This is a genomic window from Rhodosalinus sp. (assembly GCF_046542825.1).
Taxonomy (GTDB): domain Bacteria; phylum Pseudomonadota; class Alphaproteobacteria; order Rhodobacterales; family Rhodobacteraceae; genus Rhodosalinus.
Map to the genome: position 1 here is coordinate 1 of NZ_JBKHAQ010000099.1, position 10,211 is coordinate 10,211.

The following is a 10,211-nucleotide window of genomic DNA, read 5'->3' on the forward strand; positions in this document are numbered from 1 at the left end:
CAGCAGGGCGAAATGCTGGAACACCATCGACATCTGCTCGCGCCGCAGGCGGCGCCCGGCGAAATCCGCGAGCGCGATGCCGGTGCGCAGCGGGCACTGGGCGCGTGCCCGGGGCTCCCAGCGGCCGGGCCCGGGCACTGGGCGTTCCAGCGCGGCGAGGTCTTTCAGCAATCCCAGGATGATCGTCGGCCCCGCCAGCCCAGCGCGTGACAGCCAGGCCGCCGCCCAGCCTGCTTCCTCGGCCTCGCCCCAGTCGAGCCCCGCGCCCCGCGCCGCCTTGAAGCAGAGCGCCTCGATCTCCGATAGCGACAGCCGCACCCTTGCCGCCCCATCCGCGCCCGGCGTGGACGTGTTGTGCGCGGGATCGTGGGGCGAGAGCATCACGGTGCCGCCTCCCGGTGCAGCTCGTCGGGGTAGGGCGCGCCCTGGAACAGGCTGATGCGCACCCAACGGTCCGAGCGCGGGTCGAAGCGCGTCGCGCCGAAGAACGCGAGCTTGCAGCGCAAGAGGTCGATGGGCAGCAACTCCGCCGCGATCAGGTTGTCACGGATCTCGGCGAAGGGGTGGCGCGCGGCGATCTGCGCGCGGCGCACCATCAGGCGATGCTCGGGAAAGGCCAGGAGGAGGCGCGCCACCGGCGTGTCGCAGGCTTCCTCGTGCAGGGCATCCCGGAGCGCGGCGGCCTGACGCCCCGTATCGAGCGGCAGTTCGCGCGCCGCGCCGGCCTCCTCGAAGCGTTCGCCGAGGCGCGGCTCCAGCTTTTCCTCGGAGATGTACCAGAAGCGCCCGCAGTGCCGCGGGTCGCCGTAATCGGTGCCGAGGGCCCAGTCGTAATGCTCTTCAAGGATCCTGCGCAGTTCGGCCACGCGCATCGTGCCGTCGATGCCGAAATGCGCCTCCTCTTCGGCCTCCATGCATGCGCCCAGCCCGTCGATCAGCGCGCCATGCGGCTCCAGCATCGCCGCCAGGAGCGCTTCCTGCGCCTCCAGCGGCAGATGCACGGTTCCCCAGCGCCAGAGCGCGTCCCAGGGGTGCGGCGCCGTCGTCTGCCAGTCGCGCGCGGCGAAGCGCTCCAGCCGCGCGAGGCCCACGCGTAGGTCCGCGAGCCGCGCCTGCTGAACGGGATGGTCGCTTTGCCAGTCGGCGGCGTTGTCCCGTGCCGCGTCGAGTGCGTCGCGAAACCCCGCGAGCGCCGCTTCGCCCGCGCTCTCCTGGGCGCGCACGCGCGCCAGGGCTTCTTCGCGGGCCATCATCCAGTTGTTCAAGAGCACCGGGTGACGAACGAGGAAGGGGGCCATGCCGAGCCCGGTGGAATTGCCCACCCAGAGCCCGCGGCGCAGGTCGGCGCAGAGCCGCACCGCGCGGTCGCCGCCGCGCGCCTGCGCCAGGTGCTCGACGAGATCGACGGTGAAGGCACGGGTCAGCCAGACCGACAGCATCTCCGCCTGGAAGGGCGCCGACAGCGCGGGCCGCCCGGCGATCATCGCGCGGTCGGCCGCGCCGAACTTGCCCGAGCCGTAGACGGCGGTGGTGCGCATCAGGTAACCCGTCTCGCGCAGCATCCGCGCGTCGGGCTGCTGTCCCGCCGCCAGCCGCTTCACCACATGATCGAAGAGCCGAACCGACCGGTTCGCACGGCTGAGCGACAGCTCGCGCGAGGTGACGCGCCCAGCCTCCTGCAGGGGCACATTCGCCTGCAACCGCTCCAGGTCGCCCGTGTCGGGCGTGCCGTCGAACAACGCGAAGGTCGCGTCCCACGCGGTCGCAATCACCCGGTCGGAGCGCCGGTGGTCGGGCAGGTCGTGGCCGAAGGCCACGAGGCTCAGGCTGCCCCCCGCGAAGCGCATCCGGTAGACGGCGCGCCCCACGCCGCGCACGTCCATGTCCCACACGGGGCGGTCGAACACCCAGGTCTCGGCCTTCATCCGCCGCAGGAGCTGGCGCAGGAACGACAGCCGCGTCGGGTGGCTGCAACCCATCCGGTCGAGGCGCATGACCTCGGCGGGCGGCCGCCGGAAGGCCGCGGCCTGGGGCATCGGGTTGAGCCCCGCGCAGTTCACTGCGCAGCCTCCCGCTGTCCCGCGCGGGCGGCCCCGAAACTCTCGGCGAAGAACCGCGCCCAGTTGCCGCCCAGGACGGCCGCGACCTCGGCGCCGCTCATGCCGGTCGCGCGCAAGCCGCGTGCGATATTGTCGAAATCGCGGTTGTCGCGGAACCAGCCGGGCATCGGCGGAAAGCCCGGGATGTCGGCGCTGCCCTCGCCGAAGTCGGCCTTCCTGGTCCAGCGGCCAACGCGCATCCAGTCCACCACGCTGTCGGGCTGGTCCTGGCAGAGGTCCGAGCCGATACCCACCCGCTCGATGCCCATGCGCTCGGCGGTGCGCGCGACCATCTCGCAGAACTCGGGCAAGGTGCAGTCGCCGCCGCCCTTCAGGTGATGGGGGTAGAGCGAGAAGCCCAGCATCCCGCCGCTTTGCGCCAGGGCTTCGAGCACCCGGTCGGACTTGTTGCGCAGGGTGGGGTGCCAGCTCGCCGGGTTGGCATGGGTGATCGCGATGGGTCTGGTCGAATGCTCGATCGCGTCCAGCGTGGAGCGTTCGCCGGAATGACTCATGTCCACGACCATGCCGACCCGGTTCATCTCGGCCACCACCTCGCGGCCCATGCGGGTCAGGCCGGTGTCCTCTGCCTCGTAACAGCCCGTCGCGAGAAGCGACTGGTTGTTGTAGGTGAGCTGCATGAAGCGCAGGCCCAGCCGGTGCAGCACCTCGACAAGGCCGATATCGTCCTCGATGCAGCTCGGGTTCTGCGAGCCGAAGAAGATCGCCGTGCGCCCGGTGCTTTGTGCAAGCGCGATGTCGTCCGCCGTGAAGCCCTGAAAGATCAGGTCGGCATGCTCCGCGAACCGGCGGTTCCACGCCTCGATGCCGAGCACCGTTTCGCGGAAATTCTCGTGGTAGGTGATCGTGGCGTGCACCGCATCGACCCCGCCCGCGCGCATCTGGCGAAAGACCTTTCCGGACCAGTTGGCATATTGCAGGGCGTCGATGCGGGGGGCGGTCATGCGGGCGTCCCCGCGTGGATGTAGGCCGTCTTGACCGTGGTGTAGAATTCCTCGGCATGGCGGCCCTGTTCGCGGGGGCCGTAGCTCGACGCGCCGCGCCCGCCGAACGGCACGTGGTAATCGGTGCCGGCGGTGGGCAGGTTGACCATCACGCAGCCCGCCCGCGCGTTGCGGCGGAAATGCGTGGCGCGCGAGAGCGAGCGCGTCATGATCCCTGCCGTCAGCCCGAACTCGGTATCGTTGGCCATGTGCAGCGCCTCGTCGTAGCTGCCCGCCCTGAGGATGCAGGTGATCGGCGCGAACATCTCCTCGCGGTTGATGCGCATGGTGTTGTCGGTGCCCGCGAAGACGGCGGGGGCCATGTAGTATCCCTCTGCCGGGCGCTCCAGCCGCGTGCCGCCGCACAGCAGCTCGGCGCCCTCGGACCGGCCGAGTCCGATGTAATCGAGATTGTTGGCCAGTTGCGCCTCGCTCACCACGGGGCCGATCTGCGTGCCCTCGTCGAGGGCATGGCCGACCCGGAGCGCCTCGGTGGCCGCGACCAGCTTCTCCGCGAAGGCGTCGTGCACGCCCTCCTGCACGACGAGGCGAGAGGCGGCGGTGCATTTCTGCCCCGTCCCGCCGAAGGCCGCGGTCACCGCATGCGCCACGGCGAGGTCGAGATCGCAATCGTCGCAGATGACCATGGGGTTCTTCGAGCCCATCTCCATCTGGATCTTCGTCATGTTGCCGATCGCCGCCGCCGCGATGCGCCGACCCACGGGCACCGACCCCGTGAAGCTGATGGCGTCCACCTGCGCGCTTTCGACGAGGCGTTGGCCGACCTCGCCCCCAGGCCCCATCACCAGGTTGAACAGGCCCTCGGGCAGATCTTGCCGCGCGATGATCTCGGTCAGCGCCACGGCGCTTGCCGGGGTCTGGTTGGCTGGCTTCCAGATCACGGCGTTGCCGAAGGCGAGCGCCGGGGCGATCTTCCAGGCCGGCGTGGCGACGGGGAAGTTCCAGGGGCTGATGACCGCCACCACGCCCATCGGCTCGCGGCGGACGTCGATCTCGATCTCGGGGCGCACGCTGTCGGCGGTCTGGCCGAGCTGGCGCAGCGCCTCGGCGGCGAAATAGGTAAAGAACTGCCCGGCGCGATAGGCCTCGCCCTTGCCCTCTGCCAGCGGCTTGCCTTCTTCGCGGGCGATCATCGTGCCGATCTCGCCCGCGCGGGCCATGAGCTCGGTGCCGATGGCCATGAGCACGTCGTGGCGCTTCTGCGGACCGGTCGCTCCCCAGGCCGGTTGCGCCGCACGCGCCGCCGCGAGCGCGGCGTCGAGCTGTGCGGCATCGGCCTGGGCGTAGTGGCCGATCACGTCCGAGAGATCCGAGGGGTTGCGGTTCTCCACGGTCCCTGCGCCGTCCTGCCATGCGCCTGCGATGAAATTGCGGGTTTCTTCGGTCATTCCTGTCCTTCTGCCGGGGCAGCGGCCTCAGGCCGCCGCGATCCGGTCCAGCAGCTCCTGCGGTACCGAGACGCCCTCGGTCTCGATGCGCGCGCGATTGGTGGCGCGGCGCGCGCCGGGCAGGCGTGCGCCTTCCTGTGCGGTGATACTCTGGGCCAGACGCGTCATGGCGACGTCGAAGGCCTCGCCGGCGAAAGCCGCCGGATCGACCGCGAGAAAGAACTGGCCGGTGCCCGGCGGCCCGCCCTGCGGACCGGAAAAGGGGCTGGCGTCGAGGCCGAGATTGGCCCCGGTGAGGGCCGCGGCGAAGATCTCCACCATCAGCCCCGCGCCGAAGCCCTTCTGTCCCCCCGCGGGCCGCATCGACCCCGCGAGCGCGGCCTCGGCATCCTCGGTCGGGTTGCCCAGGGCGTCGAGCGCCCAGCCCGGCTCGATCTTCTCGCCCTGGCGCGCGCGCAGCACGATCTCGGACTTGGCGATGGCGCTGGCGGACTGGTCGATGACGAGCCGCGCCCCGCCCGCGCCGTCGGGCACCGCGAGTGCGAAGGGATTGGTGCCGATCACCGGGCGATGGCCGCCGGTGGGGGCCATGGAGGCCGGGGCGTTGGTGAAGCAGAGCCCCACCAGCCCCTCCTCCGCGAGCCGCTCGGCGTGGTGGCCCAGCACCCCGCAGTTGTAGGACCGCGTCAGCGCCATCGCCGCCACGCCCTGTTTGCGCGCGGCGGCGGTGAAGGCCGGCCAGCCCGCATCGATCCCCGGATGGGCGAAGCCGTGCGCGGCGTCCACCCGCACCGCGCCGGGGCGGGGCTGGCTGACTTCCGGCTCGGCGTCTCCCATCACCTTGCCGCAGCGCAGATGCTCGGCATAGACCGGCACGTACATCAGACCGTGGCTGCGGATACCGTCGCGTTCGGCCAGCCGGGTGGCGCGCGCGACCGGGCCTGCCTGCGCGGGCGCGGCGCCTGCGCGCGCGAGCGCCTCCTGCGCAAGCTCCTCGATGCTGTCGAGGCTCAGATTCCGTGCCGTCACGCTGTCCTCTCTCTCCGGTCTTTCGAGAGTGTGAAGCGTTGGGGATAAGATCAATCGAATTTAACTTGAATTGAGTTCAGCAAGACTGAAGCATCGCCACATGAGAAGCATCGCCACATGATCGGGATCACGTCCCTTCGGGTCTTCGTCCAGGTCGCGGAATGCGGCAATATCCGCGACGCGGCAGCGCGGCTCTATCGCACGCCCTCGGCGGTCTCGATGACCCTCAAGCAGCTGGAGCGGGATCTGGGCGCCCCGCTGTTCGAAACCGACCGCAAGAGCCGGTTGACGACGCTGGGCGACAAGGTGTTCTCGATCGCGAAGGAGATGCTGCGCGAACATGACCGCGCTCTGGAGCGGATCGAGGCCGCGGCGACGGGGCGACAGGGGCGACTGCAGCTGGCGTCGGTGCCCTCGGTCGCGGCAGAGCTTCTGCCGGGGCTTCTGGCCGACTTCCTCGACGCGCGCCCGGGGCTCACCATCGAACTCATCGATACCGACAGCCTTGGCGTGCAGGCTCTGGTCGCCGACGGGACGGTGGAACTGGGGATCGCCGGACCGCCGGCGCCCTCCTCCGGGCTGAGCTTCGACATCCTGTTCCGGGATCCGTTCCGACTTGTCTGCCGGTCCGATCATCCGCTCGCGGGCCACGGGGCGCCGCTTGCCTGGTCCGACCTCGCCGGCGCGCGCATCATCGGCAACGACGCGGCAAAAGCGATCGCCGCCGAAGAGTGCCGCGCTGTTGTCGCGGCGTCGGTGCTGAAGGCCCGCAGCGTGATCTCGCTCCTGTCGCTGGTGCGCGCCGGGGCGGGGGTGACGCTGCTACCGCGGCTGGCCACGGTCTCGCTGGACGCCGGCCTGGTGGCGCTGCCACTCGCCGATCCCGAGGCCGTGCGCGAGGTGGGGGTCATCCTGCGCGACGGGCGCAACCCCAGCCCTGTCTGCCACGCCTTCCTGGAGATTCTGTCGGGATCATGTCACGGTCTCGCCTGACGCCACCACCCTTGAGGATGCCACGACGCGCAATCCGGTCGGCCCGCGCTGCCCGGCGCTCGGCGGCCGGTGGGAAGACCGTGGCTCGAGACACGGCAGGGCAGGGCGGCGGACAGGCTGCATTCGCACCGGACCCGGTTCCCGGGGAGTGTTTCGAGACATGGGCCGGAAACATCGGTATCGCGGTGACGCTCTCCCATCCCGGGGCGCGACGCCCGCACACCTGCCGCACGGGCATGCCGCCATGGCAAGCCGCGGGCGGCGTTTCGATGTCATGGCCGACTGCCGGGCGGCACGGTGGCGCCAGCGGCGGAGCGGGCGTGCCCGGCGAGGGTCGAGGGGCGATCTGCCGCGCCTGCTCGGGTGACAGGCGCCAGTCGGTCTCGACCGGCGTGCCATCCTCGGGAAGGCGGCTGAGCTCGTTCCGAAGCGAGTTTCCTGTAATTTTTGTCGGAAAAGGGGGGCACGAGCGCCAAGTCAGGTTCGAACCGGCCCAGCCCGTCTTCCATGTGGCGAGGATCGATGCCGACATCGAGGTTTCGGACGTCCTCCATCGTCCATCGTCGGCTGCACACCGCGCAGCGGCCTGCGGTGGCACGCTGCGCGTCGGATCCTGGGCCTGGATTCATCCCCCACCTCGCCGGCATGTGCTAAGGTGGCGATATGCTGAGCCCTCGTGTACTGCACTATGTAGAGGAAATCGCACGTTGCGGATCCATCCGGCGTGCGGGGCAGACCCTCAACATCGCGCCCTCTGCAATCAATCGGCAGCTCATTGCGCTTGAAGAGCAGCTCGGCATCAAGCTCTTCGAACGGCTGCCGCGCCGGATGCGGCTGACGGCCGCCGGAGAGGTTCTGATCGCCCACGCGCGCGAGGCCGTGGGCGCCGAGCGGCGCGTCCTCGACGAGATCGAGGCGCTGAAGGGCGGGGCCGTGTCGCACTGTTCGATCGGCACGGTGGCGGGCGTGGCGGGTGATCTGCTGGCTCATTCGCTGGCCGAGCACCGCCGCACCGAACCAGGCATCTGTTTCTCGGTTCGGGTGACGACAGCCGAGAACGTCGCGGCGGCCGTTGCGGCAGGCGAAATCGATATCGGCTTCGCTTTCGACCTGCCGCGGTTCGCAAGGACCACAGTCGCCGCTTCCGTCCGGATGCCCTGCGGTGTCGTGGTCTCCCCCGATCACCCGCTGGCAGTCCGCTCTCACGTGCATCTGCACGAGATCTCGCGATTTCCACTGCTGCTTCCGCGCCCCGGTGTCACGGTACGCAACTCAATCGACAACGCCGCATGGCGCGCCGGTTTGACGCTGCGGCCGGCGGTCGAATCGGACGACTTCGACTTTCTGCGCCGCTGCACCGCGCTCGACGACGGAGTTGCGGTCCTGAACTTTGTGGACGTGCTGCACAGCTCCAGAGACGGCCGCTGCGTATTCCTTCCGTTGGTCGATCTGCGCGGCTTCACCCAGGAGCTTGCCGTCATGCACTGTGCCCAGACGCGCCCCTCTCGATCCACGCGCCTCGTCATCGAACGCCTTGCGACCCTTCTCTCGAGCCTGCCCGCGGAGTCCAGGCGGGCTGCGGAGTAGTCGCCTCGCAAGTGTAAACGATGCCCGAAAGGCAACGCATCGCGCGCAAATTGGTGCTTTGTGATGCACGGTAAAGCGGGCAGGCTCAGCTTCGTCGGCTGCCGCCCTGTGCGTGGCGGCCCCGCGCTGAGCCAAGGAGGCTGACATGAGCGACCAGAGCCACTCTCAGGAAACCGACGTCACGGCGAAGGCCGGCGTCACCATCGGCGGCGCGCCCGTCGCCTATACCGCAATCCTCGCCGCGCTCGTTGCGGTGCTGGCTTTCATCCCCGCCTCGGTGGTGGTGGGCGGCATGGGCGGCGGCTGGCCCTTCTGGGACGTCATCACCCCCGCCGTGGGCCTTCTGCTCGGCCCGATCGCGGGCCCCATCGCCGCCGCCATCGGCGTGGTCGTGGGCGGCGTCGTCGCGCCCTATACCAACCTCGGGCCTTGGGGCTTCCTGATCGGGGCGATGGCGGCCTTCACCGTCGCCATGACCCTGATGCCGCGCCGGTCGATGTGGTACGTGCCCTGGGTGATCACGGCGACGCTGAACGTGATCTACTGGTTCCAGGCCGAGGCCTACGGCATCGGCTTCGGGCTCTGGTGGTCCAACGTCTTCACCGTGCACATCGCGCTCATCCTGATCGCGATCCCTCAGGTCCGGAACTGGGCCATCGCGCAGATCCGCACCGGCGGAATGGGCGCCAAGACCTTCTCGGCCTTCGCGGTGGTCTTCTTCTTCGGCTCCACCGCCGGGATCCAGGCCAACTGGGTGCCCGCCTTCGCCACCAATCCCTGGCCGGCCGAAGTCTGGCCCGCGCTCGTGGTCATCATCCTCGTCGAGCGGGTCGTCTTCACGCTTGTGGGCGCGCTGATCGCCATGGCGCTCGTCACCGCGCTGCGCCGCTCCAACATGGCCAAGGCGGACATGGCGGGCTACTGATGGAGGCCGCGCTCCGACTCGCGGAGGACGACATGGATCTGGGCGCGGAGGTCTGCGCCCGGATCGAGGGGCTGACCTACAGCTACCCGAACACCTCGCGCCCGGCGCTCCGCGGCATCGACCTGACCGTGGCGCGGGGCGAGATCCTCGGACTGATGGGGCCTACGGGCGCCGGCAAGTCCTCGCTGTGCCTCACCTTCAACGGACTCGTGCCGCAGCTTCACGGCGGGCGGATGTCGGGGCGGGTCACCGTGGCCGGCCTCGATGCCGTGACCCGGCCCACGGCGGAGCTTGCCGTGCGCGCAGGCATGGTGCTGGAAGATCCCGAAAGCCAGATCACCTCGACCACGCTCGAGGCCGAGGTCGCCTTCGCGCTCGAGAACGCCTGCGTCGCGCCCGCCGAGATAAGGCGGCGCGTGGACGCGGCGCTCGCGGCGGTGGACCTCGGCGGTCTGCAGAAAAAGCACCCTGCGAACCTCTCGGGGGGGCAGAAGCAACGCCTCGCCATCGCGGCGGCCCTCGCGCTCGAGCCCGATCTCATGGTGCTCGACGAGCCCACCTCGCAGCTCGACCCGCAGGCCGCGGCCGAGGTCTATGCCATTCTCGCGCGGGAGAACCGCGAGCGCGGGCTCACGGTCGTCATCGCGAGCCATGCCGCCGAGGAGATGGCCGAGACCTGCCACCGCATCGTGGTGCTGGACGAAGGAGGGATTGCGCTGCAGGGCCCGCCCGCGCAGGTGCTCTCGCGCGTGGCGGAGCTCGAGGCGCTGGCAGTCCGCCCGCCCGACATCGCGCGCAGCCTCTCGCGGCTCGCGCCCGGACGGCGCGCGCCGGTCACGCTGGCCGAGGCGGAGCGCGCCGACGCCAGCCTCTCGCTTCCCGAACAGGCGCCGCGCCCCCTGCCCGAAGGCGAGGCCGCGCTGATGGTGGAGTACCTGACCCACGTCTATCCCGACGGGACGCGCGCGCTTTCGGACGTCACCCTCTCCATCCCGCGGGGCAGCTTCACCGTGATTGCCGGACAGAACGGCTCGGGCAAGTCCACGCTGGTCAAGCACTTCGTCAGGCTCCTTGAGCCGACCTCGGGCCGCGTCGTGACGCAGGGCCGCGACGTGTCCGGCATGACCGTGGGCGCGCTCGCCCGATCGGTGGCCTTCGTCGCTCA

At 70.1% G+C, this 10,211-nt stretch carries 9 protein-coding genes; 4 read left to right on the forward strand and 5 right to left on the reverse strand.

Features of this window, described 5'->3' with window-relative positions:
* From ACLFOB_RS11985 to ACLFOB_RS12005, 5 genes are all read right to left on the reverse strand, one after another.
* On the reverse strand, positions 1-381 hold a 381-nt coding region (locus tag ACLFOB_RS11985; RefSeq protein WP_410926213.1), incomplete at its 3' end, for a DUF3726 domain-containing protein.
* Positions 381-2,036: a hypothetical protein gene (locus ACLFOB_RS11990; protein ID WP_410926214.1), complete on the reverse strand. Its 1,656-nt coding sequence runs from the start codon at positions 2,034-2,036 to the stop codon at positions 381-383. The genes ACLFOB_RS11985 and ACLFOB_RS11990, both read right to left, overlap by 1 nt.
* Before the next feature lie 20 nt (positions 2,037-2,056).
* Positions 2,057-3,064, reverse strand: coding sequence for a membrane dipeptidase (locus tag ACLFOB_RS11995; RefSeq protein WP_410926207.1), 1,008 nt, complete (start codon positions 3,062-3,064; stop codon positions 2,057-2,059).
* The gene (locus ACLFOB_RS12000; protein WP_410926208.1) at positions 3,061-4,512 is read right to left on the reverse strand and encodes an aldehyde dehydrogenase family protein; all 1,452 of its coding nucleotides are present in this window, start codon (positions 4,510-4,512) and stop codon (positions 3,061-3,063) included. Before ACLFOB_RS12000 ends, ACLFOB_RS11995 begins: the two co-directional genes overlap by 4 nt.
* Before the next feature lie 27 nt (positions 4,513-4,539).
* The gene (locus ACLFOB_RS12005; protein WP_410926209.1) at positions 4,540-5,541 is read right to left on the reverse strand and encodes an Ldh family oxidoreductase; all 1,002 of its coding nucleotides are present in this window, start codon (positions 5,539-5,541) and stop codon (positions 4,540-4,542) included.
* Between the two features lie 117 nt (positions 5,542-5,658).
* On the opposite strand from ACLFOB_RS12005, the gene ACLFOB_RS12010 reads away from it, so the two are divergent.
* The 4 genes from ACLFOB_RS12010 to ACLFOB_RS12025 form a co-directional block, all read left to right on the forward strand.
* Positions 5,659-6,534, forward strand: coding sequence for a LysR family transcriptional regulator (locus ACLFOB_RS12010; RefSeq protein ID WP_410926210.1), 876 nt, complete (start codon positions 5,659-5,661; stop codon positions 6,532-6,534).
* A 663-nt stretch (positions 6,535-7,197) separates the two neighbouring features.
* Positions 7,198-8,121: a LysR family transcriptional regulator gene (locus tag ACLFOB_RS12015; RefSeq protein ID WP_410917118.1), complete on the forward strand. Its 924-nt coding sequence runs from the start codon at positions 7,198-7,200 to the stop codon at positions 8,119-8,121.
* 145 nt (positions 8,122-8,266) lie between these two features.
* A complete protein-coding gene (locus ACLFOB_RS12020) occupies positions 8,267-9,046 on the forward strand; it encodes a hypothetical protein (RefSeq protein WP_410926211.1) in 780 nt (259 codons plus the stop codon).
* On the forward strand, positions 9,046-10,211 hold a 1,166-nt coding region (locus tag ACLFOB_RS12025; protein ID WP_410926212.1), incomplete at its 3' end, for an ABC transporter ATP-binding protein. The genes ACLFOB_RS12020 and ACLFOB_RS12025, both read left to right, overlap by 1 nt.

Bases quoted from the DNA above. Each gene is read 5' to 3' on its own strand.
- ACLFOB_RS11990 (WP_410926214.1), bottom strand. From the start codon at position 2,036: ATGCCCCAGGCCGCGGCCTTCCGGCGGCCGCCCGCCGAGGTCATGCGC.
- ACLFOB_RS11995 (WP_410926207.1), bottom strand. From the start codon at position 3,064: ATGACCGCCCCCCGCATCGACGCCCTGCAATATGCCAACTGGTCCGGA.
- ACLFOB_RS12000 (WP_410926208.1), bottom strand. From the start codon at position 4,512: ATGACCGAAGAAACCCGCAATTTCATCGCAGGCGCATGGCAGGACGGC.
- ACLFOB_RS12010 (WP_410926210.1), top strand. From the start codon at position 5,659: ATGATCGGGATCACGTCCCTTCGGGTCTTCGTCCAGGTCGCGGAATGC.
- ACLFOB_RS12015 (WP_410917118.1), top strand. From the start codon at position 7,198: ATGCTGAGCCCTCGTGTACTGCACTATGTAGAGGAAATCGCACGTTGC.
- ACLFOB_RS12020 (WP_410926211.1), top strand. From the start codon at position 8,267: ATGAGCGACCAGAGCCACTCTCAGGAAACCGACGTCACGGCGAAGGCC.